Annotated in this window: 24 protein-coding genes; 17 read left to right on the top strand and 7 right to left on the bottom strand. The window is 67.9% G+C overall.

The features are described 5' to 3' along the window. Positions 1–103 precede the first annotated feature (103 nt). Entirely contained in the window at positions 104–871 is a 768-nt protein-coding gene (gene xth / locus LMF57_RS19740) for an exodeoxyribonuclease III (protein ID WP_208082136.1), read from the top strand. A gap of 72 nt (positions 872–943) precedes the next feature. On the opposite strand, the gene LMF57_RS19735 is transcribed toward xth, so the two are convergent. Beyond that, complete coding sequence (locus tag LMF57_RS19735; protein WP_025878785.1) at positions 944–1,195, bottom strand: GlsB/YeaQ/YmgE family stress response membrane protein; 252 nt, start codon at positions 1,193–1,195, stop codon at positions 944–946. Positions 1,196–1,279: 84 nt separating this feature from the next. Between LMF57_RS19735 and LMF57_RS19730 the strand changes: the two genes are divergently transcribed. The 9 genes from LMF57_RS19730 (at position 1,280) to LMF57_RS19690 (ending at position 9,544) form a co-directional block, all read left to right on the top strand. Then, on the top strand, positions 1,280–1,879 hold the full coding sequence (locus LMF57_RS19730; RefSeq protein ID WP_229290451.1) for a 4'-phosphopantetheinyl transferase superfamily protein: 600 nt from the start codon (positions 1,280–1,282) through the stop codon (positions 1,877–1,879). Positions 1,880–1,918: 39 nt separating this feature from the next. Then, entirely contained in the window at positions 1,919–2,557 is a 639-nt protein-coding gene (rsmG, locus tag LMF57_RS19725) for a 16S rRNA (guanine(527)-N(7))-methyltransferase RsmG (protein ID WP_033832551.1), read from the top strand. Between the two features lie 112 nt (positions 2,558–2,669). Beyond that, on the top strand, positions 2,670–3,467 hold the full coding sequence (locus tag LMF57_RS19720) for a ParA family protein (protein WP_032976776.1): 798 nt from the start codon (positions 2,670–2,672) through the stop codon (positions 3,465–3,467). Continuing rightward, positions 3,467–4,390, top strand: coding sequence for a ParB/RepB/Spo0J family partition protein (locus LMF57_RS19715; RefSeq protein ID WP_025878789.1), 924 nt, complete (start codon positions 3,467–3,469; stop codon positions 4,388–4,390). The genes LMF57_RS19720 and LMF57_RS19715 overlap by 1 nt, the downstream gene beginning before the upstream one ends. 142 nt (positions 4,391–4,532) lie before the next feature. Further along, positions 4,533–5,258: a suppressor of fused domain protein gene (locus LMF57_RS19710; RefSeq protein WP_208082134.1), complete on the top strand. Its 726-nt coding sequence runs from the start codon at positions 4,533–4,535 to the stop codon at positions 5,256–5,258. A 64-nt stretch (positions 5,259–5,322) separates the two neighbouring features. Next, positions 5,323–6,288 (top strand): NAD-dependent epimerase/dehydratase family protein, encoded by a 966-nt coding sequence (locus tag LMF57_RS19705; RefSeq protein WP_229290450.1) that lies wholly within the window; start codon positions 5,323–5,325, stop codon positions 6,286–6,288. Positions 6,289–6,378: 90 nt separating this feature from the next. Continuing rightward, positions 6,379–7,101 (top strand): glycosyltransferase family 2 protein, encoded by a 723-nt coding sequence (locus tag LMF57_RS19700; RefSeq protein WP_025878792.1) that lies wholly within the window; start codon positions 6,379–6,381, stop codon positions 7,099–7,101. Further along, positions 7,101–7,448, top strand: coding sequence for a lipid-A-disaccharide synthase N-terminal domain-containing protein (locus tag LMF57_RS19695; RefSeq protein ID WP_025878793.1), 348 nt, complete (start codon positions 7,101–7,103; stop codon positions 7,446–7,448). The genes LMF57_RS19700 and LMF57_RS19695 overlap by 1 nt, the downstream gene beginning before the upstream one ends. 323 nt (positions 7,449–7,771) lie before the next feature. After that, positions 7,772–9,544, top strand: coding sequence for a DUF885 family protein (locus LMF57_RS19690; RefSeq protein WP_229290449.1), 1,773 nt, complete (start codon positions 7,772–7,774; stop codon positions 9,542–9,544). A 122-nt stretch (positions 9,545–9,666) separates the two neighbouring features. Here LMF57_RS19690 and LMF57_RS19685 read toward each other — a convergent pair whose 3' ends face one another. From LMF57_RS19685 to LMF57_RS19665, 5 genes are all read right to left on the bottom strand, one after another. Beyond that, positions 9,667–12,876 (bottom strand): CusA/CzcA family heavy metal efflux RND transporter, encoded by a 3,210-nt coding sequence (locus LMF57_RS19685; protein ID WP_229290448.1) that lies wholly within the window; start codon positions 12,874–12,876, stop codon positions 9,667–9,669. A 9-nt stretch (positions 12,877–12,885) separates the two neighbouring features. Beyond that, on the bottom strand, positions 12,886–14,085 hold the full coding sequence (locus LMF57_RS19680) for an efflux RND transporter periplasmic adaptor subunit (protein ID WP_229290447.1): 1,200 nt from the start codon (positions 14,083–14,085) through the stop codon (positions 12,886–12,888). After that, positions 14,082–15,335, bottom strand: a complete 1,254-nt coding sequence (locus LMF57_RS19675) for a TolC family protein (protein WP_229290446.1) — start codon at positions 15,333–15,335, stop codon at positions 14,082–14,084. Before LMF57_RS19675 ends, LMF57_RS19680 begins: the two co-directional genes overlap by 4 nt. Before the next feature lie 56 nt (positions 15,336–15,391). After that, entirely contained in the window at positions 15,392–15,736 is a 345-nt protein-coding gene (locus LMF57_RS19670; protein WP_117311754.1) for a hypothetical protein, read from the bottom strand. 161 nt (positions 15,737–15,897) lie between these two features. Beyond that, the gene (locus tag LMF57_RS19665; protein WP_025878068.1) at positions 15,898–16,296 is read right to left on the bottom strand and encodes a RidA family protein; all 399 of its coding nucleotides are present in this window, start codon (positions 16,294–16,296) and stop codon (positions 15,898–15,900) included. Between the two features lie 110 nt (positions 16,297–16,406). On the opposite strand from LMF57_RS19665, the gene LMF57_RS19660 reads away from it, so the two are divergent. Further along, positions 16,407–17,300 carry a LysR family transcriptional regulator gene (locus LMF57_RS19660; RefSeq protein ID WP_208081476.1) on the top strand — a complete coding sequence of 298 codons (894 nt, stop codon included), beginning with the start codon at positions 16,407–16,409 and terminating at the stop codon, positions 17,298–17,300. Here LMF57_RS19660 and LMF57_RS19655 read toward each other — a convergent pair. Further along, positions 17,269–18,501 carry a glycosyltransferase gene (locus tag LMF57_RS19655; protein WP_117311752.1) on the bottom strand — a complete coding sequence of 411 codons (1,233 nt, stop codon included), beginning with the start codon at positions 18,499–18,501 and terminating at the stop codon, positions 17,269–17,271. The two genes, LMF57_RS19660 and LMF57_RS19655, sit on opposite strands and share 32 nt — an antisense overlap. Positions 18,502–18,704: 203 nt before the next feature. Between LMF57_RS19655 and dnaQ the strand changes: the two genes are divergently transcribed. The 6 genes from dnaQ (at position 18,705) to uvrD (ending at position 25,144) form a co-directional block, all read left to right on the top strand. Beyond that, positions 18,705–19,214 (top strand): DNA polymerase III subunit epsilon, encoded by a 510-nt coding sequence (gene dnaQ / locus LMF57_RS19650; protein ID WP_025878062.1) that lies wholly within the window; start codon positions 18,705–18,707, stop codon positions 19,212–19,214. A gap of 240 nt (positions 19,215–19,454) precedes the next feature. Next, entirely contained in the window at positions 19,455–19,691 is a 237-nt protein-coding gene (rpmB, locus tag LMF57_RS19645) for a 50S ribosomal protein L28 (protein WP_005411638.1), read from the top strand. A 10-nt stretch (positions 19,692–19,701) separates the two neighbouring features. Then, positions 19,702–19,869 (top strand): 50S ribosomal protein L33, encoded by a 168-nt coding sequence (gene rpmG, locus LMF57_RS19640; protein ID WP_170272460.1) that lies wholly within the window; start codon positions 19,702–19,704, stop codon positions 19,867–19,869. A 208-nt stretch (positions 19,870–20,077) separates the two neighbouring features. Then, entirely contained in the window at positions 20,078–21,496 is a 1,419-nt protein-coding gene (gene cls / locus LMF57_RS19635; protein WP_117311751.1) for a cardiolipin synthase, read from the top strand. A 24-nt stretch (positions 21,497–21,520) separates the two neighbouring features. Beyond that, the gene (locus LMF57_RS19630) at positions 21,521–22,942 is read left to right on the top strand and encodes an FAD/NAD(P)-binding protein (protein WP_229290445.1); all 1,422 of its coding nucleotides are present in this window, start codon (positions 21,521–21,523) and stop codon (positions 22,940–22,942) included. A 9-nt stretch (positions 22,943–22,951) separates the two neighbouring features. Then, positions 22,952–25,144, top strand: coding sequence for a DNA helicase II (gene uvrD / locus LMF57_RS19625; RefSeq protein ID WP_229290444.1), 2,193 nt, complete (start codon positions 22,952–22,954; stop codon positions 25,142–25,144). Positions 25,145–25,250: the final 106 nt, after the last annotated feature.

Here is a 25,250-nt window from a genome sequence, read left to right as displayed (position 1 = left end):
CCCCAAGCGCCGACCAAGGTCGGCCTCTACCAAGGCAACAGCGGGAAGCACGGCGCCGACCAAGGTCGGCCTCTACCAAAGCCCACCCGGGTAGAATGCCCGCATGAAGATCGCCTCGTGGAACGTCAATTCGCTCAATGTCCGCCTGCCGCACCTGGAGCAGTGGCTCAAGGACTTCGGCCCGGACATCGTCGGCATCCAGGAAACCAAGCTGGAGGACCACAAGTTCCCGGACTCGGCGCTGGTCGCCGCCGGTTACCGCAGCGTGTTCGCCGGGCAGAAGACCTACAACGGCGTGGCGCTGGTGTCGCGCGAGCCGGCGCAGGACGTGCAGATCGGCATTCCCGGCTTCGAGGACGAGCAGAAGCGGGTCATCGCCGGCACCTTCGGCGACCTGCGGGTGATCAACCTGTACGTGGTCAACGGCCAGGACGTGGGCACCGACAAGTACGAGTACAAGCTGCGCTGGCTGGAGGCGGTGCACGCGTGGATCGCCGAAGAACTGCAGCGGCATCCGAAGCTGATCGTGATGGGCGACTTCAACATTGCCCCCGATGCGCGCGATGTGCATGACCCGGAGGTGTGGAACGACAACCACATCCTGACGTCCACTGCCGAGCGCGGCGCACTGAACAAGCTGCTGCAGCTGGGCCTGCACGATGGCTTCCGCCTGCACAACGATGAGGCCGGCACCTTCAGCTGGTGGGACTACCGCGCAGCGGGTTTCCGCCGCAACCTCGGCCTGCGCATCGACCTCACCCTGGTCTCCGATGCGCTGAAGGGCAGTGCGATGGCTTCGGGCATCGACCGCGAGCCGCGCACCTGGGAACGTCCCAGCGATCATGCACCGGCGTGGGTGGAATTGGGTTGAACGAACGGGGCCCGGCGATTGCCGGGCCCGTTGCGATGCATCTGCCGGCCAGCGGCCGGCACTACCGCCGCGTCAGCGTATGCTCTTGCGGGTGAACAGGTTGACGATGGCCAGCAGAATCACCGCGCCGATCAGCGAGAACAGGAACGTGCGCAGGGTGATCGCTTCATTGATGCCGCCGCCGAACAGCCAGCCGGAAATCAGTGCGCCGACGATGCCCACCACGATGTTGAGGATGATGCCCTGCTGGCCATCGCGCTTCATGATGATGCTTGCCAGCCAGCCGACGATGCCGCCGACGATCAGCCAGATGATGATGCCCATGATCGACTCTCCGGTGGATAACCGCGTCCAGTTGACGCGCAATGCCGTGAACCCGCTGTGCAATCCTGTGACGGGCGCGTGCGGATGAGCCTGCCAGCCACCCTTGAGGGCCCCTGGCGGTTTGGTCCGGTTACCGTCTGGCGCTGCCCGCACGTCCCCGGCCAGCGCGGTGAGCCGCAGGCCCGGCAGGTGCTGGCACAGGCCCTGGGTGGCGAGCCGGATGCGCTGCCGCTGGTGCGCGACGACAAGGGCCGGCCGGAACTGAGCGGCGCGCTCGCCCACTACGGCACCGGCTGGAGCCACAGCGGCGAGGTGCTGCTGGTGGCGCTGGGCGAGGGCGTGCGGCTGGGCGTGGACCTGGAACTGCTGCGCCCGCGCCCGCGCATGCTGGACATCATCCAGCGCTTCTTCCATCCCGACGAAGTGGCCTGGCTGCAGGGCCTGGACGAGGCCGACCGCGAACATTGGTTCTTCCGCGTCTGGTGTGCCAAGGAAGCGATGCTGAAGGCGCACGGGCAGGGCATTTCCTTCGGCCTGCACCGCCTGCAGCTGGCCCCGGCCGACGATGGCGCTCTGCACCTGCGCTGGTGCGACCCGGAGCTGGGCGAGGCCGCGCGCTGGCACCTGCACGAATGGCAGGCCAGCGGACAATTCCGCGCCGCATTGGCCTGGTATCCACAGTGAATCGGCGAATCAACGGCGAAAACCGGCGATAATGCCGGCATGAGCGAACACGATCTTCCCGCCGGCGTAGCGACAACGCTGCAGCAGGGCCTGGCCAGCATGGGCCTGGCCGCCGAGCTGGCCCCGCCGCTGCTGCGCTACCTGGCGCTGCTGCACCGCTGGAACGGCACCTACAACCTCACCGCCATCCGCGATCCGCAGGAAATGGTCACCCGCCATCTGCTCGATTCGCTGGCGATGCAGCCGTTCGTGGCCGATGGCAGCCTGGCCGACCTCGGTACCGGCCCCGGGTTGCCGGGCATCCCGCTGGCGATCGCCTGCCCGGGCCTGCAGGTCACCCTGGTGGAAAGCAACGGCAAGAAGGCCCGCTTCATGCGCGAGGCCGTGCGCCAGCTGGGCCTGGGCAATGCCCGCGTGGCCGAATCGCGCGCCGAAGCGCTGGCCGAGCCGGGCAGCTACGACCAGCTGACCGCGCGCGCGATGGACACCCTGGCCGGCATCGTCCGCGTCGGTGGCCACCTGCTGCGCCCCGGCGGCGTGTTGCTGGCCATGAAAGGCGTTTACCCGCATGAGGAGATCGCAGCGCTGCCGGCCGGTTGGCAGGTGCGCGAGGTGGTCCCGCTGAGCGTGCCCGGCCTGGCCGGTGAACGCCATCTTGTCACCGTCACAGGTCCCTGAACCCCGCCGCCCGCCCCTTGTGGAACAAGCGGTTGGCGATCCACGATTTCCGCACGGGCCCGGTTGTACGCATAATGACCGGTCCCAGCACACGTCGACGAGGCACACCCGCATGGCCCGCATCATCGCCATCGCCAACCAGAAGGGTGGCGTCGGCAAGACCACGACCGCCGTCAACCTGGCCGCTTCCCTGGCCAACGCACCCAAGCGCGTGCTGTTGGTCGACCTGGATTCCCAGGGCAACGCGACCATGGGCAGTGGCGTGGACAAGCGCGAGCTGGTCTCCTCCACCTACGACCTGCTGCTGGGCGAGTCCAGCGCCGCCGACGTGCGCGTGCAGACCGCCGAAGGCTACGACCTGCTGCCGGGCAACATCGACCTGACCGCGGCCGAGATCCAGCTGATGGCGCAGAGCGAGCGCGAGCAGCGCCTGAAGCGCGCGCTGGCGCCGATCCGCGATGAGTACGACTACATCCTGATCGACTGCCCGCCGGCGCTCTCGCTGCTGACCCTCAACGCACTGGCCGCCGCCGATTCGGTGATCGTGCCGATGCAGTGCGAGTACTACGCACTGGAAGGCCTGAGCGCGCTGGTGGAAACCATCGAAGCGCTGCGTGCCAACCTCAACCCGGCGCTGGAGATCGAAGGCGTGCTGCGCACCATGTTCGACGTGCGCAACAACCTGGCCAATGCCGTGTCGGCCGAGCTCACCGAGCACTTCGGCGACCGGGTGTTCCGCACCATCGTGCCGCGCAACGTGCGCTTGGCCGAGGCGCCCAGCCATGGCCAGAGCATCGTCGGCTACGATCGTGCTTCGCGCGGCGGCGTGGCCTACCTCGGCCTGGCCGGCGAGATCATCCGTCGCAACAACGAACGCAACAAGGCCAGCAAGGCCGTGGAGACCGTCTGATGACCAGCAGCAAGCCTGCAGCCAAGAAGCGAGGCCTCGGCCGCGGCCTGGACGCACTGCTCGGTCCGAAGGGCGCGGTCAGCCAGGTGCAGGCCAGTACGGCGGTGATCGAGCCGCTGCCCGGTGAAGTGCTGCGCAAGCTGCCGGTAGGCCAGCTGCAGCCGGGCAAGTACCAGCCACGTCGCGAGATGGACCAGGGCAAGCTGTCCGAACTGGCCGACTCGATCAAGTCGCAGGGCGTGATCCAGCCGATCCTGGTGCGCCAGCTGCCGGCAGGCAACTTCGAGATCGTTGCCGGTGAACGTCGCTGGCGCGCCTCGCAGCTGGCCGGCCTGGACGAAGTGCCGGTGGTGGTGCGCGAGCTGGAAGACCGCACCGTCATCGCGATGGCGCTGATCGAGAACATCCAGCGCGAAGACCTCAACCCGCTGGAAGAAGCCGAAGCGCTGCAGCGCCTCATCAGCGAATTCACCCTGACCCATGCCGAGGCCGCCGAGGCCGTCGGTCGCTCGCGCGCGGCGGTGTCCAACCTGCTGCGCCTGCTGGAGCTGCCGATCGCCATCCGCCTGCTGCTGGAAACGCGCCGGCTGGAGATGGGGCACGCCCGCGCGCTGCTGACGCTGGCCCCGGAACTGGCCAGCAAGCTGGCCCAGGAAGCGGCCGATGAAGGCTGGTCGGTGCGCGAGGTCGAGCGTCGTGCGCAGGCGTTTGCCGCCGGCAAGGTGCCGAGCAACCGTCCGCAGCCGGTGGCCAAGGTGCAGCAGGCCGATATCGCCTCGCTGGAGACCGAGCTGTCCGAAGTGCTGGGGACTTCCGTTGCGATCAATCATGGCCGCGGCGGCAAGGGCAAGCTGATCATCCATTACGCCAACCTGGACACGCTCGATGGCGTGCTGGAGCGGCTGCGCACGCGCCAGGGCTGACCCCGGCGCATCTTCATGGGCGCACGGCCCGTTCCTGCCGTGTTCCGTCGATTGCAGGGAACGCACCGCCGCGCGTGCCGGAGGCCGCGTCGTCCACCGCAGGTGGGCCGCTCCGCCCCGTGGCCCATCCAGGGAGCAGGACATGACCATTGAAGCAGACGACGTCAGCCCGGGCGGCAGCCCGATCCTCGTGCACAGCCGCGAGAAGGACTTCACCCCGGCCCAGGGCGAGTCGCACATCGAGGAGATCAGCGCGCACATCGAGCGCCATCTTGGCCCGATCTCCGGCGTCTTCCACGAGATCATCTCCGATATCGTGCACATCGACGTGCATGTGGTGCCCGCCACCGACGAGTGCCCGTACCTGCGGCTGGTGACCTCGGGCATGAGCGATCTGCCGATGGCGGTGCCCGACGAGGTGGACGTCCCCCGGCACATGGAACTGATGGTGACCCTGCCGGCGGATTGGCCGATCACCCAGGACGCCTTCGAGGATGAGCGCAACTACTGGCCGGTGCGCCTGCTGAAGACCCTGGCGCGGCTGCCGCACGAGTACGACACCTGGCTGGGCTTCGGCCACACCATTCCCAACGGCCATCCGTCCGAGCCCTATGCACCGGGCGTGGGGTTCGATGGCGCCATCGTGCTGCCGCCGGTCACGACCCCGGACGACTTCGGCACGCTGGCACTGGAAGACGGCACCACCATCGAGTTCATGGCGATCGTGCCGCTGTACCCGGAAGAGATGGACCTGAAGCTGAAAAAGGACTCGGAAACCCTGCTGGATCGCTTCGATGCGAAGAACATCCAGGATGTCATCCAGCCGGGGCGCACCAATGTGGCCAAGAAGCGTTTCGGCCTGTTCTAGGCCCTGCGCGTACCATCAGACGCCATCACTACTGAATTGACCGTTGAATTCCAGGCACACCGCAATGACCATCCTGCTCACCGGCGCAGCCGGCTTCATCGGTGCCTACACCGCCCGTGCCCTGCTTGATGCGGGCCAGTCGGTGGTCGGCCTGGACAACTTCAACGATTACTACGACCCACAGATCAAGCGCGACCGCGTGGCCGCACTGTGCCCGACGCTGGATCTGCGCACGCTGGACCTGACCGACCGCGACGGTCTGGCCGCGCTGTTCGAAGAAGTACAGCCGACTGCGGTGATCCACCTGGCCGCGCAGGCCGGCGTGCGCTATTCGCTGGAAAACCCGCACGCCTACGTCGACAGCAACCTGGTCGGCTTCGTCAACATGCTCGAGCTGTGCCGCCACCGTGGCGTGCAGCATCTGGTGTATGCGTCCAGCAGTTCGGTGTACGGCGATTCGGCCACGCCGCCGTTTTCCGAAGACCAGCGCGTGGACCAGCCGCGCTCGCTGTATGCCGCCACCAAGGCCGCCAATGAACTGATGGCCTACACCTACGCACAGCTGTATGGCCTGCGTGCCACCGGCCTGCGCTTCTTCACCGTGTATGGCCCGTGGGGCCGACCGGACATGGCGCCGCTGCTGTTCTCGCGCGCGGTGCTGGCCGGTCGTTCGATCGATGTGTTCAACGAAGGCCGCATGCAGCGCGATTTCACACATGTCTCCGACATCGTGGCCGGTATTCTCGGCGCCCTCGCGCATCCGGCTGACGGTCCGGTGCCGCACCGGGTGTTCAACCTCGGCAACCACACGCCGGTCGAGCTGGAGCGCTTCATCGGCGTGATCGAGCAGGCCGCCGGTCGCCCCGCGCAGAAGGTCTACAAGCCGATGCAGCCGGGTGACATGGTGCGCACGATGGCCGATACCCGGCGCGCACATGACGCATTTGGCTACGAACCGGTCATACCCATCGAACAGGGCCTGCCACCGGTGGTGCAGTGGTGCCGCGAGTATTTTGCTGATCGCGCGTGAGAACGCATCCTCACACTGCCGGATTCATCTTCGGATAACCTCGGCGTCGGAAAATGCGCGGTCTTTGTCCCTCCTTGGCCGAGTCCCCCCATGAGCCAACCCGAGCTGTCCGTCGTTGTCCCCGTATTCAACGAGCGCGACAACGTCGCGCCCCTGGTGGCCGAAATCACCGCTGCACTGCGCGGACGGCTGCCGTTCGAGATCGTCTACATCGACGATCATTCGCGCGATGACACCCTGGCCGTACTGCAGGGCCTGAAGGCCACCACACCGGAGCTGCGCGTGCTGCACCACGTCTCGCAGAGCGGGCAGAGCACCGCGGTACGTACCGGCGTCAAGCACGCGCGTGCGCCGTGGATCGCCACCCTCGACGGTGATGGCCAGAACGATCCGGCCGACATCCCCAAGCTGCTGGACGCCCGTGATGCGGCCGATGCCCAGGTGAAGCTGTTCGCCGGCTGGCGCGTCAACCGCCAGGACAGCGGCAGCAAGCGCTGGGCCAGCAAGTGGGCCAATGCCATCCGCGCGCGCATGCTGCGCGATGACACCCCCGATACCGGCTGCGGCATCAAGCTGTTCGAGCGCAACGCCTTCCTCGATCTGCCGTACTTCGACCACATGCATCGCTACCTGCCGGCGCTGATGCAGCGTGCCGGCTGGAAGACCACCAGCGTGCCGGTCAACCATCGCCACCGTACGGCCGGCGTGTCCAAGTACAACAACCTGGGCCGCGCGCTGGTCGGCATCCGCGACCTGCGCGGCGTGGCCTGGCTGATCACCCGCAGCAAGCGCACCGCGGTGGAGGAGCGTTGATGGATCTGGAGCTGCACTGGCTGGACCAGCCGCTGACCTGGTTGTACTGGACCGGCCTGCATGTGACCGGTTGGAAGCTGATCGGCTACACCGGCGCGTTGATGTTCGGTGGCCGCTGGCTGGTCCAGTTCGTTGCCTCCAAGCGCGCCGGCAAGCCGGTGATCCCGCGTCTGTTCTGGTACATGAGCGTGGTCGGCAGCCTGATGACGCTGAGCTACTTCCTGTTCTCGGCCAAGCAGGACTCGGTGGGCGTGCTGCAGAACCTGTTCCCGGCGTTCACCGCGTTGTACAGCCTGCAGCTGGACATCAAGCATCGCGGCTGGAAGCGGGACAAGGCCAGTCACTGACGCCCCGGTAGATGCCGACCTTGGTCGGCGCTGGTTTTCTCCGGGTGCCAACCAAGGTTGGCAGCTACCAGAGCGGCCACGCAGGCACCGCTAAGGTAGCGCCGGGCCATGCCCGGCGGCTGCGGGATGGCGACCAACATCGGCCGCGCTGTGCGCTCGCGGGGCATGGCCCCGCGCTACCACGCGCCTTCGGCGCTGGGTCTCCCCGCCTGCCAACCAAGGTTGGCAGCTGCCAGGGCTAGGCCCAGGCAGGACCTTCGTCCCATGCCATGGGCGGTGCGGGGTGCCATGATCGGGGCCTGCCTTCCCGGGAACCTGTGCTTGTGAAAACCCGTCTTGCCGTAGCCCTGCTGATTGCCCTGTCTGCCCCTGCCGTGGCCCTGGCCGCACCGCCCACCGTCGCCGCGCCGGCCAGCGTGGCCACTGAATCGCCCGCCGATGCCGCCTTCCGCGCGCTGTACGAGAAGGAATGGAAGTGGCGCCAGCAAGGCGGCGGCGAGGCCAGCGAGGACGAAGACGCGCCGGCCAATGCCACCCGCATGCCCGACGTCGGCCCGGCCGCGCAGCAGGCACGCCTGGAGGTATGGGACCAGACCCTGGCCGCGCTGAAGAAGATCGACCCGAAGACCCTTTCGCCCGACAACCAGGTCAACTACGCGATCTACCGCGACCAGGTGTTCAACCTGGCCGAAGAAGTGCGCCTGCGCGGCTACGAGATGCCGTTCAACGCCGATTCCTCGTTCTGGTCCAACCTGTCCTTCATGGCCCGGCGTGAAATGAAGACCGTGCAGGACTACCAGAACTACATCGCGCGCCTGAATGATGTGCCGCGCTACTTCGACCAGCAGACCGGGAACATGCGTGCCGGCCTGAAGCGCGGCTTCAGCGTGCCGCGTGCGGTGCTCGACGGCCGCGAGGTGTCCATCGCCACTGTCGCCGAACTGAAGGACCCGACCGAATCGCCGTTGTACGCGCCGTTCAAGAAGCTGCCCAACACCGTCCCGGCTGCGGAGCAGGCCAAGCTGCAGGCACAGGCCCGCGCGGCGATCAGCGGCAAGGTGGTGCCGGCGTTCCAGCAACTGCGCACCTTCTTCGTCAACGAATACGTGCCACAGGCGCGCACCACCCTGGCCGCTGAAGCGATGCCTGACGGCAAGGCGTACTACAAGCAGCAGATCCACGAATACACCACGCTGGACCTGTCGCCGGACGAGATCCACCGCATCGGCCTGGAGGAAGTGGCACGCATCCAGAAGGAAATGAACGACATCATCAAGCAGGTGAAGTTCAAGGGCAGCTTTGCCGAGTTCCTGACCTTCCTGCGTACCGACCCGCAGTTCTACGCCAAGACGCCGGAAGAACTGCTGTCGCGCGCCGCATGGATCTCCAAGCGCGCCGATGGCCAGCTCGGCAAGTACATGTCATTGCCGCGCGCGCGCTTCACCATCGTGCCGGTGCCGCCGGACATCGCGCCGTTCTGGACCGCCGGCCGTGGTGGCATGGGCACCTACTGGCTCAACACCTACAACCTGCCGTCGCGCCCGCTGTACAACCTGCCGGCGTTGACCCTGCACGAATCCGACCCGGGCCATGCACTGCAGGGTGCCATCGCTGCCGAGCAGAAGAACCTGCCGGAGTTCCGCCGCAATGCCTACATCTCCGCCTATGGCGAAGGTTGGGCGCTGTACTGCGAGAAGCTGGGCGTGGAAATGGGCATCTACGAAACCCCGTACGAGGATTTCGGCCGCCTGACCTACGAGATGTGGCGCGCCGCGCGCCTGGTGATCGACACCGGCGTGCACAGCAAGGGCTGGACCCGCGAGCAGGCCATCGCCTACCTGCGCGACCACACGGCGCTGAGCGAGCACGAAGTGACCACCGAAGTGGATCGCTACATTTCCTGGCCGGGGCAGGCGTTGAGCTACAAGCTCGGCGAGATCGCCATCGTGCGCCTGCGTGCGCAGGCCGAGAAGGAGCTGGGCGACAAGTTCGACGTCAAGGGCTTCCACGACACCCTGCTGAAGCAGGGTTCGGTGCCGTTGCCGGTGCTGGAGCAGCAGATCCAGGCGTACATTGCCGAGCGCAAGAAGGCCTGATCGCCGTGCCGCCGGGCATGGCCCGGCGCTACCGGAACGTGCGGTGGTAGCGCCGGGCCATGCCCGGCGAGCGCGAAGCGCGGTAGACGGGGTCGGATCACAGGATCCGACCCCGTGAGCTTTCAGCCAGCCGTCCGCACCTTGGCCACGCGCGCGGCGAAGGTCGGCAGCACCAGCAGGGTCAGCACCGTGGCGGTGATCAGGCCACCGATCACCACCGTCGCCAGCGGCTTCTGCACTTCCGCACCGGAACCACTGGCGATCGCCATCGGAATGAAGCCGACGATGGCCACCAGTGCGGTGGTCAGCACCGCGCGGATACGGCTGGATGCACCGTTGATTGCGGCCATCATCGGCACGTCACCGGCGTCCAGGCGCTCGCGGATCGCCTGCATCAGCACCAGGCCGTTGAGCGTGGCCACGCCGGACACGGCGATGAAGCCTACTGCGGCCGACACCGAGAACGGCATGCCGCGCAGCAGCAGGGCGAGGATGCCGCCGACCAGCGCCAGCGGCACGCAGCTGAACACCAGCACCGCTTCCTTGCCGCTGCGCAGGGCCATGAACAGCAGGCTGCCGATCAGCAGGAATACCACTGGCACCACCGTGGCCAGGCGCTTTTCCGCGCGCTGCAGGTTCTCGAACTGGCCACCCCAAGTCAGGTACGCACCGGGCGGCAGTGCCACGTCGGCCACGGCGGCCTGTGCTTGGCCAACGAAGCCGCCGAGGTCGCGGCCGCGCACATTGGCCTGCACCACCACCCGGCGGCTGCCGTTGTTGCGGCTGATCTGGTTCGGCCCTTCGCTGACGCTGATGCGCGCCACCGAGGACAGCGGAATCACCACGCCGGCCGGCGTGGCGATCGGCAGCGAGGCCAGCTGATCCGGATCGTTGCGTGCGCTGTCACCCAGCCGCACCACCACATCGAAGCGACGGTCGCCTTCGAATATCTTGCCGGCTGCCGTGCCGCCGATGCCGGTGGAGAGCGCATCGCTGACGTCGGCGGCGGTCAGCCCGTACTGCGCTGCCGCTACATGGTCGATCTTGACGTTGAGCGTGGGCAGGCCGGAAATCTGCTCCACCCGCACATCGGCCGCGCCCTCCACCGCGCGCAGCTTCAGCGCCACCTGGTCGGCCACCTTCTGCAGCTGGCTGAAGTCATCGCCGAAGATCATCACCGCCAGGTCGGTGCGTACGCCGGAAATCAGCTCATTGAAGCGCAGCTCGATCGGCTGGCTGAATTCAAAGCTGTTGCCCAGCTGCTGGCCGGCCAGTTCTTCGAAGCGGGCCACCAGCGCTTCCTTGCCCAGCGTCGGATCGGGCCAGTCCGCACGCGGCTTGAGCACGATCACGCTGTCGGAAATGTTGGTCGGCATCGGGTCGATTGCCGCTTCGGCAGTGCCGGTACGCGAGAACACCGTTTCCACTTCCGGTTGCTGGGCGATGGCCTTCTCCAGTGCCAGCTGCATCGCCAGCGACTGCTCCAGCGAAGTGGATGGCACGCGCAGTGCCTGCATCGCCACGTTGCCTTCATCCAGGGTAGGCATGAACTCGCGGCCGAGCAGGCCCAACGAGCCAATGCCCACCAGCAGCATCAGCGCTGCGCCGGCGATCACTGCGCGCGGCCGCGCGACGGCCTGGCGGATGATCGGCTCGATGCGTCCACGCAGCATGCGGATCAGCTTCGTTTCGTGCTGGCCATCATCACTGTGTGCCTCGCCTTCCTTCGGCTTCGGCTCGCGCACCATCAGCGCGGCCATCGCCGGCACGAAGGTGAAGGAGAAGATGAAGGCACCCACCAGGGCCAGCATGAACGTGGCGGCCATCGGGTGGAACGTCTTGCCCTCCACCCCTTCCAGGGTGAGGATCGGTGCGAACACCAGCAGGATGATCAGCTGGCCGAACGCTGCCGGGCGCGCCATCTTTCGCGCCGAATCGGCGGCTACGCGCAGGCGTTCCATCGCGGTCAACGCGCGGCCCAGTTCGGCACGACGCTGGCCCAGCATCAGCAGCGTCGACTCGATCACGATCACCGCGCCGTCCACCAGGATGCCGAAGTCCAGCGCACCCAGGCTCATCAGGTTGCCACTGATGCCGAAGCGGTTCATGCCGATCACCGCGAACAGGAACGACAGCGGGATCACCAGTGCGGTGATCGTTGCCGCGCGCAGGTTGCCGAGCAGCAGGAACAGCACCACCACCACCAGCAGCGCGCCCTCGGTGAGGTTCCTGGCCACGGTCTTGATGGTGGAATTGACCAGCACGCTGCGGTCCAGCACCGGCGCGGCCACGATGTCCGCCGGCAGCGAGGCATTCACCTGCTGCAGCCGTGTGGCGGCCGCCTGGGCCACGGTGCGGCTGTTGCCGCCGGCGATCATCAGCGCGGTACCGAGCACGGCTTCATGGCCGTTGCGGCTGGCCGCCCCCAGGCGCGGTGCGCGGCTGAGGCCGACATCGGCCACATCGGCCACCCGCACCACCACGCCGTTGCGGTTGGCTACCGGCGCCTGGGCCAGATCGTCGGTGGTCAGTGCCAGACCGTCGGCACGCACCACCAGACCCTCGCCGGCGCGCTGCACGAAGCCGGCGCCGGCCTGCACGTTGGAGCGCTGCAGGGCCGTCACCAGATCGGCCAGGCCCAGGCCATGCGCGGCCAACCGCGCGCTGTCCGGATGCACGCCGTATTCCTTCACGTAGCCACCGACGGTGTCCACGCCCGCCAGCCCGGGGCTGGAGCGCATCTGTGGCGCGATGATCCAGTCCTGCACGGTGCGCAGGTAGGTGGCGCGTTCTTCCGGCGTGCGCAGCAGGTTGCCTTCCGGCGTGCGGTAGACCTCGCCGGCCTGCCAGCCGGCTTCACCGGGCTTGGCCAGCTTCGCAGGGTCGAACGCGGTGAAGTCCACCGTCCACATCAACACCTCGCCGAGGCCGGTGGTGACCGGCGACAGCATCGGCGAGGCACCCTCGGGCAGCGCTTCGGCGGCCTCGCGCATGCGTTCGGCCACCTGCTGGCGGGCGAAGTAGATGTCGGTGGCATCGGTGAAGATCGCGGTGACCTGCGAGAAGCCATTGCGCGACAGCGAACGGGTGGTGGTCAGGCCGGGGATGCCGGCCAGCGCGGTTTCCAGCGGATAGGTCACCTGTCGCTCGATCTGCTCGGGCGTCAGTGCCGGTGCCACCGTGTTGATCTGCACCTGGCGGTTGGTGATGTCCGGTACCGCATCGATCGGCAGCTTGCCGAGCTGGAACAGGCCCACGGCGGCAACGAGTGCAGCCAGGGCCACGACCAGCCAGCGGTGGCGTACCGCGGTTTCAATGATGAGCTTGAACATGGAAGGTCCTCAGTGCCCGTGCTCGGCTTCGCCCTTGGCCAGTTCGGCCTTGAGCAGGAACGCATTGGCGCCGACGATGCGTTCGTCGCCGTTCAAGCCGCCGAGAATCTCGATGCGGTCACCGGCACGTCGGCCGGCCAGTACCGGCTGCACCTTGAAGCCGCCCTCGACGGCGACGAATACCGCGCTGCTGCCGCCGACGTTCTGTACCGCATCAGCCGGCACGCTCAACGCGCCGTCCTTGCCGTCGGTGACCACCACCGCCGACACCGGCGAACCGGCCGGTGGCAATGCGGCATCCACCGGCATGGCACGGATCACCGCCACGCCACCCTGCTGGCGCACATCGGCGGCCGAACCGGTGACGGTGGCACTGAAGCTGCCGCCCGGCACGGTCACTTCCAGCGTCATGCCCGGCGTGACCTGCGCGGCCAGCGCCGGTGGCGCGGTGAATACCAGCTCGTTCATCGACGGATCGGCGACGTCGGCCACCGGGCTGCCGGCCGCCACCACGCCGCCGGGCGTGACCTGCACGTTGCCGACGATGCCGGCCACCGGGCTGGTGATGCGCACGCGGCCGCTGCTGTCGGGCGAACCGTTGGCGGCGGCCTGTGCCTGCGCGGCGGCGGCCTGCGCCTGCGCCGCCAGCGAGCGCGCGCGTGAGGTTTCCAGTTCCTGGCGAGCGACCACGCCCTGTTCGACCAGCGCCTTGTCGCGGCCGTGGGCCAGGCGCGCCGCCTCGGCCTCCGCGGCGGCGGCAACCGCATTGGCGCGGAACACCGCCGCCTCGCCACTGACCACGATCGCCAGCGTCTGGTTCTGCTTCACTGCCGTGCCCGGTGCGACCAGCACGCGCTCCACGCGACCGGTCACGGTGGAAGCGACCGAGGCACGTGCACCGATCGACGGTTCCACCCGGCCGGACAGCCGCGTCGAACCACCGCCGCCGCGGCCGACGGCCACCACGTCGATGCCGGATGCCTTGATCTGCTCTGGCGTCAACTGCACTACGCCTTCATCGGCATCGGGCACCTTGCTTGTTTCGGCCTTGGCGTCGGTGCTGTCGGCGGCGTGGCCATGGCCATCGTCGGCCGTTGCCTTGCCGGCGGGCTCCGAGACGGCCGGGGCCTGTGTGTTACCAGAACAACCGGCCAGCAATGCAGTCAGCAGCAAGCCGCCAACCAGCGGGAAAGAACGGGACACGTTCATCGGGCCTCCACAAAGGGTGCGCGCCCTTCGAGGCGGGCGAGATCGATTTCCGCGCCGACGCGCGACAGGCGCGCGTCCACGGCGGTGCCGCGGGCGGCGATGAGGGCACTGCGGGTGCTGCGCAGTTCCAGCTGCGAGATGCGCCCGGCGTCGAAGCCGATGCGCGCCAGCCGATAGGCTTCCTCGGCGGCGACCACGCTTTCGTCGGCGGCGCGGGTGCGGCTGTCGGCGGCCTTCAGGCCCGCCACCGCCGACAAGCGTTCGGCTTCGCTGTCGCGCCGCTGCTGGTCCAAGCGCGCTTCGGCCGCGCGCTGTTCGGCACTGGCGGCGCGGATGCCACCACGATTGCGGTCGAACAACGGGATCGAGAGACTGACGCCGAGCGTGTAGGCCTGTTCGCGGTCCTCGCGGAAGCGCGTCTGCGCGGCGGTAACGCTGAGGTCGGGCAGGGCGCGCTTGCGCTCGACGTCGACCAGGCGACCGGCCGCATCAGCTTCGGCTTCGGCCACACGCACGGCCAGAGCCACATCGGTGGCGCCACGCGGTGCTGGCGGTGCGCGATCGAGCAGACTGTTGTCGATGGTCTGCACCGGTGCATCCAGCAGGGCCGCACCGGCCAGGCGGGCCAGCGCGGCGTCGCGGAAGGCCTGCGCCTCATCCAGCGCGGCGCTGGCATTGGCCACTTCACTCTCTGCCTGCACGGCACGCAACTGCGGCTCGCGGCCATGCTTGACCATCGCGGTGACCGCCGCCGCATCGTCGCGGGTGAGGCTCAGCGCTTCTTCGGCCAGCGTGTAGCGACGCAGGGCGCTTTCGGCCTGTGCGTAGATCGCCGCCAACTGGCTGGCGACATCGCTGCGGCTCTGCGAACCCCGCAGGGCAGCGGCCTGTGCCTCGGCGCGGGCGGCGCGGACGCGCGCGCCGCGCTGGCCCCAGACCTCCAGCGGCTGGGACAGGGTAAGCACGGTGTCGGCCCTGCCCATGCCGCCGTAGGAGCCTGTGCCCCAGGCGTTTTCGGCGGACCAGGAAAGGGATGGATTGGGCAGCGCCCGGGCCTGGTCGGCGCGGGCGTCGGCCGCCTCGGCCAATGCCGCGCCGACGCGGGCGCCGGGCAGCTGGTCCAGGCGTTCAAGCAGGGTGTCGTACGAAGGTGCGGCTTGTGCGGCGACCTGTGCGGCGGGGATCAGGCCCAGCAGCACGGCGACGACCAGCCCGGCCGCGCGCGGCGACCGACGTGTCAGGATCGACATAGGGGGATTCCGGTTGTGAGTGAAACGGGAGCCCGCGATTGCGGGACGCGCTCAACTCACGCCCGGGGAGGACGTGCCAGTTCGTCCTGGGCGACCGCATAGGTCGCCGCGTCGCCTGCATTCATCCAGCGCGCCGGTTGCGGCGTGCCAAAGGCGGCGAAGGTGCTCGCCGGCAGGCTCAGGTTGGAGTGGTGGCAGTGGTTGTGGCTGCAGGCAGCGGCGTGCTTGCCGTCGTTGTCAGTGTCACCGTCGGCATCTTCGGCGCCGGATTCCACATGCACCACCGCGCTGTCGTGCGGTTCCACCGCACACGCCAGCACATCGGCCACCGGCACGACCACGAATGCCGCCATCAGCAGCATCAGCAGGGTCGAACGAAGGTGGCGGGCGATCCGGCGCATGGAGGGGAGGCTAGCAAGCGGTTTTCGGTGGATACAATATCAATGGCCACCTCGGGAATTTGTCGGCGTGTTCCGTTCAGGCGGGTGTCCGGGGTGCCGGCCGCTGGCCGGCAATCCCATGAACCCTGCTGGCGCAATGCGCTTCCGGCCAGCGGCCGGCACTACCGGTCTGCGGGCAGTTTGGCGATCACCTTGATCTCGAACTGGAACCCATACAGCCAGGTCACGCCGATGCCGGTCAGGGTCGGGTGCGGCGCTTGGCCCCAGTACTCGGGCACGATCGCCCAGGCCTTTTCGAAGGTGGTTTCCGGGTCGACCAGGAACACGGTCACGTCGATCACGTCATCGAACGTGCAGCCGGCCGCGGCCAGCACCGCGTTGAGATTGTCGAAGGCGCGGCGGACCTGGGTCTCGAAGTCCGGTTCGGGCGAGCCATCCTCGCGGCTGCCGACCTGGCCGGAAACGAACAGGAAGCCATTGGATCGGATCGCCGGCGAATAGCGGTTTCGCTCGTACAGCGCCTGCCGGCCGGCGGGAAAGACAACATCACGGTGGGACATGGGACGGATTCCAGACGGGAGCGGACCATCCTCCCCGCTGTCGCTGTCTGGATAAACCGTGATGATCGGTCTAGATTGATTGCACATTCCAAATAATCACAGCCACGGCCATGGACCGTTTCGAAGCGATGCGCGCGTTCGCCCGGGTGGTGGAGACCGGCAGCTTCACCCGCGCCGCGCATACCCTGCAGCTCAGCCGCACCACGGTCACCCAGCTGGTGCAGCAGCTGGAAGCGCATCTGCGGTTGCGGCTGCTCAACCGCACCACGCGCCGGGTCAGCGTCACTGCCGATGGCGCGGCGTATTACCCGCGCATCGTTCGCTTGCTGGCCGAGCTGGAAGAGGTTGAAGGGGGGCTGGGCGAGGCCGCCACACAACCGCGCGGGCGCCTGCGCGTCGACGTGCCGGGGCCGTATGCGCGCCTGCGGCTGGTGCCGGCATTGCCGGATTTCCAGGCGCGCTATCCGGAGATCCAGCTGGACATCGGCGTCAGCGACCGCGAGGTCGATGTCATCGCCGACAACGTCGATTGCGTGATCCGTGGTGGCGCGCCTGCCGATCCCGCGCTGGTGGCACGACCGCTGGCGCGCCTGCCGATCGGCTTCCATGCCAGCCCGGGCTATGTGCAGCGGTTCGGTGTGCCGGAACACCCGCGCGCGCTGGAAGGGCCGGACCACCACACGGTCGGTTTTCTCAGCCCACGCAGTGGCCGCGCCCGCGTGTTCACCGCGCAGCGTGGCGCCGAGCGCGTCGAGGTGCAGGGGCGCTATTCAATCGGCTTCGACGATGGCAACGCCTATCTGGCCGCTGGCCTGGCCGGCCTCGGCGTGGTCGCGCTGCCCAGCTACATGGCCGAACCGCATGTGGCGCGCGGCGAGCTGCTGCCCGTGCTGCACGACTGGCAGCTGCCGCCGATGCCGATGCACGTGATGTTCCCGCCGAACCGGCACATGAGCCAGCGGCTGCGGGTGTTCATTGATTGGGTGGTGGAGACGTTGGGCTGAGCCAGCGCTCGAGTGCGGCCACGCCGCATGCCACTCCATCCTCGTTCGCCATTGCAGCGCCCAGCGCGGCCGCCCGGGCGCGTGTATCGGCATGCTCGGCGAACGCCAATGCATCGGCCAACACCTTCGGCTGCAACCGCTTGGGTGACAGTGGCGCCGGTGCTACGCCCAGGTGCTGCAGGCGATCGGCCCAGAAGAACTGGTCGGCGGCGAACGGCATCACCAACGACGGTGTGCCGGCGCGGCATGCCGAATGCGTGGTGCCGCTGCCGCCGTGGTGGATCGCCAGCGCGCAGCGCGGCAACAACGCTTCATGCGGGGTCGGGCCGATCACCCGTACCGAGTCGGGCAGCGTCATGTCGGGCACGCCGACCCAACCGGGAAACAGCAGCACGCGGCGTGGCGCCAGCGCCGACAACAGCGCCGGCAGCACACGCTCGCGCTCGAAGCCGGTCATGCTGCCGAAGCCCAGATAGACCGGCGGCGGTCCTGCATCGAGGAAAGCCTGCAGTTCGCACGACGGTTGCCACGGCGCAGCAGGGGCCGACCATTGGCCGCACACGAGGTGGTCGGCCGGCCAGTCCGAAGGCGGTGGCAGCAGCTGTGGCGAGATGCCATACAGCATCGGCAGGCCAGCCCAGAGGGAGCGTCGTGGTGGCTGCCCGGCGTGCTGGCGGGCCGTGTTGATCGGGCCGCGGAACTGTCGCCAGATCAGGCCGTTGACCAGGCCATAACTGGCCCGGTTCAACCAGCCCGGCGAGCGTCCGGGCGGCAGGAAGGGCGAGCGGAACGCGCGTGTCGGCGTCAGCGGAATCATGCCGGCGCCGATCACCGGAAGGCCGCGACGCTCGCCGACGCTCATGCCGACGAACGCAGCCAGCCCACCGGTCAGGATCGCATCGCAGCCGTCGGCTGCAGCATCGGCCTGGCGCATCCAGCCGGCGACGTGTTGCAGCGCCATCCGTGCCAGCCCGGTGCTGGCGGCGGCAACGCCATTGCCGCGTGAGACCAGCGCCACCACTTCGTCGTGGATGTCGCCTTCCAGCGCGGCGTGCGGGACGCCCAAGGCCTTCGCGCTGTCGAGGGTGCCGCCGTCGGCCAGCAGCATGACCTCGTGACCGGCCGCGATCAGCCCATCGCAGAGCATGACCAGCGGGCGCGTATCGCCTTCGGTGCCGTAGGTGAGGGCCAGCAGTCGCATTGGAGCCTCCGCAGTGAATCACCAGTATGCCGACATCGCTGTGTTCGTCCGCGCTCCTGCCGACGCACCGCGTGGGACAATCCCGCCTCATCTGCCCCCGCCGCACGGGGCGCGCGCAACAGGATCCAGCACCGCATGACCGCACTGCCATCCCTACCGTCCCTTGTCTGCCGCCTGCCGGCCGCTGCATACCGGCGTGCGCCGTGAGCCGCGTCGTCGCACTGGACACCGAAACCACCGGTATCTCGCATCGCCTGGGCCATCGGGTGATTGAAATCGGGGCGGTGGAACTGGTCGATGGACAACTCAGCGGTCGCCAGTTCCACACCTACCTGCAGCCGCAGCGGAAGGTGGACTGGGGCGCGCAGCGCGTGCACGGCATCAGCGATGCCATGCTGGTGGGCAAGCCGCTGTTTGCGAGCAAGGCCGCCGAACTGCTGGAGTTCCTGCGTGGCAGCGAGATGGTCGCGCACAACGCCACCTTCGACGTCGGTTTCCTCGACAACGAGCTGCGCCTGGCGGGGCTGGCCGGTGGGCTGGCCCAGCACTGCCGCGTGACCTGCAGCCTGAAGCTGGCCCGCAGCCGTTGGCCGGGCATGCCCAACAAGCTCGACGATGTGCTGCAGCGCCTGCGTATTCCCGGCACCCGCGGCCTGCATGGCGCGCTGAAGGATGCCCACCTGCTGGCCCAGGTGGTGCCGCATCTGCGCTGAGGGCAGGGCGCCGTCAGCGTGTTCAGGCGTGGCCTGTGGGTAAGTTGCGCAAGGTCTTGATTGCGTGCATAATGCGCGGCTCGCTGTGTCCGGTTTCGTGCCGGGCGGCGCCCCCGGGAGCACGTCCCCGGCCGCCCAACGCCAGCGTAACCCTTTGATTCTCTTGACGTGTGGTGGGCAACCACCGAGGCCGCCGTCCCCCGGGCTACGGGGAGACACAACTTACTATCGAGGTGCGCCATGTCCCGCGTATGCCAGGTTTCCGGCAAGCGAGTGCAGACGGGTAACAACGTCTCGCACGCCAACAACAAGACCCGTCGTCGTTTCCTGCCGAATCTGCACGAGCGCCGCTTCTGGGTTGCCAGCGAGAACCGCTGGGTGAAGCTTCGTGTTTCCGCGCATGCACTGCGCACCATCGACAAGAACGGTATCGATTCCGTTCTGGCTGAGCTGCGTGCGCGCGGCGAAAAGGTCTGAGGAGTAGACGATCATGGCAGGCAAGCGCGATAAGGTCCGTATGATTTCGACCGCTGGTACCGGTCACTTCTACACGACCGACAAGAACAAGAAGAACACCCCGGGGAAGATGGAATTCTCCAAGTACGATCCGGTCGTGCGCAAGCACGTCCCGTACAAGGAAGGCAAGATCAAGTAATCCGCAAGGATTGCGGGTCGCTTCCGAAAAAACCCGCCCTCGTGGCGGGTTTTTTTGTGCCCCGCCGCCCCCGGTAGGTGTTGACCTTGGTCGACACGTTCCGACCCCGGTGGGTGCCGACCGTTGGCCGGCACGCTGTCCCCAGCGCCGCTCGACTCTGCACACCCCGCTGGGCAGAATGGCCCCACACCTCCCAACGGGCGACGCGATGCTGTTCGAGTGGCTGCTGGGCTCGTACCTGCTGTTGATCGACTGGCTGATCCGGCTGGTGGCGCTGTGCTGGATCCCCACCCGCACTACGCCGGGCGCGGCGCGCAGCTGGCTGCTGCTGGTCGGCTTCGTGCCGCTGCTGGGCCTGCCGCTCTATCTGCTGTTCGGGCATCCGTGGCTGTCGCGCGAGCGCATCCGCCGGCAGGCCGAGGCCTCGCAGGTCATCCGTGAAGAACAGGCGCTGCAGCGCCGCCTGCGCTGGACGCCGCAGCCCGATTCGGCCAGCGCCGAAGTGGTGCCGCTGGTGCAGCGCCAGGGCGATTTCATGCCGGTGCACGGCAACGCGATCGACCTGCTGACCGACTATGACGAATCACTGCACACCCTGATCGCCGACATCGACCAGGCCCAGGACCGGGTGCACCTGCTGTACTACCTGATGTTCGATGACACGGTGGGCGAGGCCATCGTCGAAGCCCTGCAGCGTGCCGCAGCGCGCGGGGTGCAGTGCCGCGTGCTGCTGGATGCGGTCGGCGCCAAGCGGGGCCTGCGCGCATACAGCAAGCGGCTGCGGTCACGTGACATCGAAGTGCGCGCGATGCTGCCCGGCGGCCTGCGTTGGCGCCGCAGCGGACGCATGGACCTGCGCAACCATCGCAAGATCGCGGTGATCGACAACGAAGTAGGCTATGTCGGTTCGCAGAACCTGGCGCGCCCTGAATTCGTTGCCGGCCACCCCAACCGCGAGCTGGTGGCGCGCGTGCGCGGGCCTGCGGTGGCGCACCTTGAAGCGGTGTTCGCCAGCGACTGGTACATCGAAACCGGGCAGCGCCTGGAGGTCATCGCCGACGTGCCGGTGTGCAGCGAGGACATCGCCACCCAGCTGCTGCCCAGTGGCCCGGCCTACCCGTACAGCAACGCGCGCGATGCGGTGGCCGCGCTGATCCATCTTGCCCGGCGCCGGCTGGTGATGGTCACGCCGTACTTCGTGCCCGACGAAGCAACGCTGAGTGCACTGCGCATCGCCGCGCTGTCCGGCGTGCAGGTGCAGCTGATCCTGTCGGCCAGCAACAACCAGCGGCTGACCTCGTGGGCGCAGGAGGCCTACTACGACGAGCTGCTGCGCTGCGGGGTGCAGATCGCGCTGTACGAGCCGCAGTTCCTGCATGCCAAGCACATGAGCGTGGATGAGGACATTGCCGTGCTCGGGTCGATCAACATGGATATCCGCTCGTTCGCGCTGAATGCCGAAATCGGCCTGATCTGCTACGACCGTCAGCTGCTCACGCAGTTGCGCGCCATCGAGGACGACTACCTGCGCCAGTCGCGCCTGCTGGACCTGGCGCAGTGGCGCAAGCGTCCCGCGTGGCTGCGCAGCCGCGAGGGCATCGCGCGCCTGGCCGATGCCTTGATGTAGGCCAGCGCCAGCCGGGCAGGGCCGATGGCCTACAATCGGCGCATGACTGATTCACCGCGTAGTGGCGAACTGGACCTTGCGATCATCGGCGGTGGTGCGGCCGGCGTGCTGGTGGCGATCCAGGTGTTGCGCCAGGCCCAGGCGCCGCTGGCACTGGCCATTTTCGAACCCGCCTCGCAGCTGGCACAGGGCATTGCCTATGCCACGCCGTGGCCGGAGCACCTGCTGAACGTGCCGGCGGCGAAAATGAGCGCCTTTGCCGACCAGCCCGGCGACTTCCTCGATTTCCTGCAGGCCGCCAACGCCTACCCAGGCGAGGCGCGCCAAGTGCTGGGCGAACGCTATGTGTCTCGCCACTATTTCGCTGCCTACCTGCAGCAGCGCCTGCGCGAGGCCGAAGCAGCCAGTGCGGCGCGATTGCAGGTCATCGCCCAACCGGTGCTGGCGACGCAGCCAGATGACCACGGTTACCAGCTGCAGCTGGGCGATGGCCAAACACTGCATGCAGCGCAGGTGGTGATCGCCACCGGCAACAGCATGCGGCCGCTGCCGGTGGACGGCGCCGATGCGTTGCCCGCCGATGACGTGGTCGAGGCCTGGGATTACGACGGCGTACGCACGCTGGCCAGTGACCATGCCCTGGCCATCGTCGGCTCCGGGCTGAGCATGGCCGACACCGTGCTGGCGTTGGTGGCCGGCGGCCATAGCGGACCGCTGCATGTGATCTCGCGCCATGGTCTGCTGCCATTGCCGCACGCCCACGGCGGTCTGCCGGCGTTCGATCCGCAGGATCTGCTGCCGATGACCCTGCGCCAGCGCCTGCGCGTACTGCGCCAGCACGCGCGCAAGGCACAGGCCGACGGCATGCCGTGGCAGGGCGTGATGGACCGCATCCGCCCGCACGGCCAGGCGCTGTGGCAGAGCATGGACGAGGCCGACCAGCGCCGCTTCCTGCGCCACGTGGTGCGCTACTGGGACGTGCACCGCCATCGCATTGCTGAACCGGTGTCCGAGCAGTTGCAGGCGCTGCAGGCCAGCGGCCAGCTGCGCGTTCACCGCGCCCGTCTGCAACGGGTGTGGCGCGAAGGTGATGCCCTGCGGCTGTCGGGTCGCGAGGCGGGCGGCGGCAACGTGCAGTGGACGATCGCTGCGGTGGTCAATGCCACCGGTGTGGAGACCCGCGCCTCGGCACTGCGCAATCCCTTGCTGCAGCAGCTGCAGGCCGAGGGCCTTGCGCGTCCCGGGCCGCATGGGCTGGGCCTGGACAGCAGTGTGCCGGGCGACCGGCTGTGTGCAGCGGGTGGCCAGCCCCAGGCGCGCCTGGGGGTACTCGGCAGCCTGCGCATCGGCAGCCTGTGGGAAAGCCTGGCGGTGCCTGAACTGCGTCAGCAGGCGCAGGCACTTGCCACGCAGGTGGTCGCAGGAGCTGCGACGTCGATGCCGTAAAATGGAGGCATGGATGTCTCCCACTTGCTTGATGGCCTGAACCCGGCCCAGCGCGAAGCCGTCTCCGCTCCCCTCGGTCACCACCTGGTGCTGGCTGGTGCCGGGTCGGGCAAGACGCGCGTACTCACCCACCGCATTGCCTGGCTGCATGAAGTCGAAGGCGTGCCGACCCACGGCATTTTCGCGGTGACCTTCACCAACAAGGCCGCCGGCGAGATGCGCCATCGCATCGACGCGCAGCTGCCGCATGGCAGCCGCGGCATGTGGATCGGCACCTTCCACGGCCTGGCCAACCGCCTGCTGCGCCTGCACTGGCAGGATGCCAAGCTGCCTGAAGGCTTCCAGGTGATGGATTCGGACGACCAGCTGCGGCTGGTCAAGCGCGTGGTGCAGGCGCTGGAGCTCGATGACGGCAAGTACCCGCCCAAGCAGATTGCCTGGTGGATCAACGCGCAGAAGGATGAGGGCCGCCGCCCGCAGCACATCCAGCCCGAGCCGAACGATGCGTGGCTGGAAACCATGCGCCAGGCCTACGCCGAGTACCAGGCGCGGTGTGACCGTGCCGGCCTGGTCGATTTCGCCGAGCTGCTGCTGCGCGCGCACGAACTGCTGCGCGACAATCCGCCGTTGCTGTCGCACTACCGCGCGCGGTTCCGCGAGATCCTGGTGGACGAATTCCAGGATACCAACGCCATCCAGTACGCCTTCGTGCGGGTACTGGCCGGGCACGAGGGCCACGTGTTCGTGGTCGGTGATGACGACCAGGCCATCTACGGCTGGCGCGGTGCCAAGGTCGAGAACGTGCAGGGCTTCCTGCGCGATTTCCCGGGCGCGCAGACCATCCGCCTGGAGCAGAACTACCGTTCCACCGCCAACATCCTCAGTGCCGCCAACGCGGTGATCGCGCACAATCCGGACCGCATCGGCAAGCAGCTGTGGACCGACAGTGGTGATGGCGAGCCGATCGACCTGTACGCGGCGTACAACGAGATGGATGAGGCGCGCTACATCGTCGAGCGTGCACGGCAGTGGGTGCGCGATGGTGGCAGCTACACCGAAGTGGCCGTGCTCTACCGCAGCAACGCGCAGTCGCGCGCACTGGAAGAAGCGCTGCTGAGCGAGCAGGTGCCGTATCGCGTGTATGGCGGCATGCGCTTCTTCGAGCGCGCCGAAGTGAAGGATGCGCTGGCCTACCTGCGCCTGCTGTCCAACCGCAACGACGACGCTGCATTCGAGCGCGCAGTGAATACGCCCACGCGTGGCATCGGTGACCGCACGCTGGACGAAGTGCGCCGCGAAGCGCGCGCCCAGGGCATCTCACTGTGGGAAGCCACCATGCTGGTGACCCAGGGCAGCGCGCTGGCGGCGCGTGCCCGCAATGCGCTGGCCGGCTTCCTGGTGCTGGTCAACGAGCTGCAGGCGCAGACCGTGCACATGACCCTGGCCGAGCGCGTGGACCACGTGCTGGCCCGCTCGCAGCTGCGCGAACACTGGAGCAAGGAAAGCCGCAACGCGCTGGATTCGGAATCGCGCACCGACAACCTCGACGAACTGGTGTCGGTGGCCTCGCGCTTCGTGCGCCGTGCCGACGACATCGAGGAAGTGGGCGAGGACATGGACGAGCTTGTTGCGTTCCTGGCCTACGCGGCGCTGGAGGCCGGTGAAGGCCAGGCGCAGGCCGGCGAGGAAGGCGTGCAGCTGATGACGCTGCACTCGGCCAAGGGCCTGGAATTCCCGCTGGTGTTCCTGGCCGGCGTGGAAGAGGGACTGTTCCCCAGTGCCCGGTCGCTGGAGGAAAGCGGGCGGCTGGAAGAAGAGCGTCGGCTGGCCTACGTCGGCATCACCCGCGCGCGGCAGAAGCTGGTGCTCAGCTACGCCGAATCGCGGCGCATCCATGGCCAGGACAACTACAGCCTGCCCTCGCGCTTCCTGCGAGAGATCCCGCGCGAGCTGCTGCACGAAGTGCGGCCGAAGGTGCAGGTCTCGCGGCCGGCGTCGATGGGCGCAAGCCGGGTGATGGGACATGCCGCCATCGAAACGCCGCCGATCAAGCTGGGTGCGCTGGTCAACCATCCCAAGTTCGGCGAAGGCATGGTGACCGACTACGAAGGCAACGGTGCCCACGCACGCGTGCAGATCGAGTTCGCCGACGCCGGCAGCAAGTGGCTGGTGATGGCGTATGCCAACCTGACGGTGATCTGATCACCGTCGAGGGGGCGGAGTCCTCCCGCAGGGAGGGCGCCGACCACCGGTGCGGTGGAAGGCAGCCGGGCATGGCGCGGCTCTACAATAGCGGTCACATCTCCCA

This window comes from Stenotrophomonas sp. SI-NJAU-1, from assembly GCF_020883215.1.
In the GTDB taxonomy this organism is placed as follows: domain Bacteria; phylum Pseudomonadota; class Gammaproteobacteria; order Xanthomonadales; family Xanthomonadaceae; genus Stenotrophomonas; species Stenotrophomonas indicatrix.
This window is presented reverse-complemented; position numbering and strand designations above follow the sequence as displayed.

Coding starts and splice junctions, on each gene's coding strand:
- xth (WP_208082136.1), top strand. CDS start 104: ATGAAGATCGCCTCGTGGAACGTCAATTCGCTCAATGTCCGCCTGCCG.
- LMF57_RS19735 (WP_025878785.1), bottom strand. CDS start 1,195: ATGGGCATCATCATCTGGCTGATCGTCGGCGGCATCGTCGGCTGGCTG.
- LMF57_RS19730 (WP_229290451.1), top strand. CDS start 1,280: ATGAGCCTGCCAGCCACCCTTGAGGGCCCCTGGCGGTTTGGTCCGGTT.
- rsmG (WP_033832551.1), top strand. CDS start 1,919: ATGAGCGAACACGATCTTCCCGCCGGCGTAGCGACAACGCTGCAGCAG.
- LMF57_RS19720 (WP_032976776.1), top strand. CDS start 2,670: ATGGCCCGCATCATCGCCATCGCCAACCAGAAGGGTGGCGTCGGCAAG.
- LMF57_RS19715 (WP_025878789.1), top strand. CDS start 3,467: ATGACCAGCAGCAAGCCTGCAGCCAAGAAGCGAGGCCTCGGCCGCGGC.
- LMF57_RS19710 (WP_208082134.1), top strand. CDS start 4,533: ATGACCATTGAAGCAGACGACGTCAGCCCGGGCGGCAGCCCGATCCTC.
- LMF57_RS19705 (WP_229290450.1), top strand. CDS start 5,323: ATGACCATCCTGCTCACCGGCGCAGCCGGCTTCATCGGTGCCTACACC.
- LMF57_RS19700 (WP_025878792.1), top strand. CDS start 6,379: ATGAGCCAACCCGAGCTGTCCGTCGTTGTCCCCGTATTCAACGAGCGC.
- LMF57_RS19695 (WP_025878793.1), top strand. CDS start 7,101: ATGGATCTGGAGCTGCACTGGCTGGACCAGCCGCTGACCTGGTTGTAC.
- LMF57_RS19685 (WP_229290448.1), bottom strand. CDS start 12,876: ATGTTCAAGCTCATCATTGAAACCGCGGTACGCCACCGCTGGCTGGTC.
- LMF57_RS19680 (WP_229290447.1), bottom strand. CDS start 14,085: ATGAACGTGTCCCGTTCTTTCCCGCTGGTTGGCGGCTTGCTGCTGACT.
- LMF57_RS19675 (WP_229290446.1), bottom strand. CDS start 15,335: ATGTCGATCCTGACACGTCGGTCGCCGCGCGCGGCCGGGCTGGTCGTC.
- LMF57_RS19670 (WP_117311754.1), bottom strand. CDS start 15,736: ATGCGCCGGATCGCCCGCCACCTTCGTTCGACCCTGCTGATGCTGCTG.
- LMF57_RS19665 (WP_025878068.1), bottom strand. CDS start 16,296: ATGTCCCACCGTGATGTTGTCTTTCCCGCCGGCCGGCAGGCGCTGTAC.
- LMF57_RS19660 (WP_208081476.1), top strand. CDS start 16,407: ATGGACCGTTTCGAAGCGATGCGCGCGTTCGCCCGGGTGGTGGAGACC.
- LMF57_RS19655 (WP_117311752.1), bottom strand. CDS start 18,501: ATGCGACTGCTGGCCCTCACCTACGGCACCGAAGGCGATACGCGCCCG.
- rpmB (WP_005411638.1), top strand. CDS start 19,455: ATGTCCCGCGTATGCCAGGTTTCCGGCAAGCGAGTGCAGACGGGTAAC.
- cls (WP_117311751.1), top strand. CDS start 20,078: ATGCTGTTCGAGTGGCTGCTGGGCTCGTACCTGCTGTTGATCGACTGG.
- LMF57_RS19630 (WP_229290445.1), top strand. CDS start 21,521: ATGGCCTACAATCGGCGCATGACTGATTCACCGCGTAGTGGCGAACTG.
- uvrD (WP_229290444.1), top strand. CDS start 22,952: ATGGATGTCTCCCACTTGCTTGATGGCCTGAACCCGGCCCAGCGCGAA.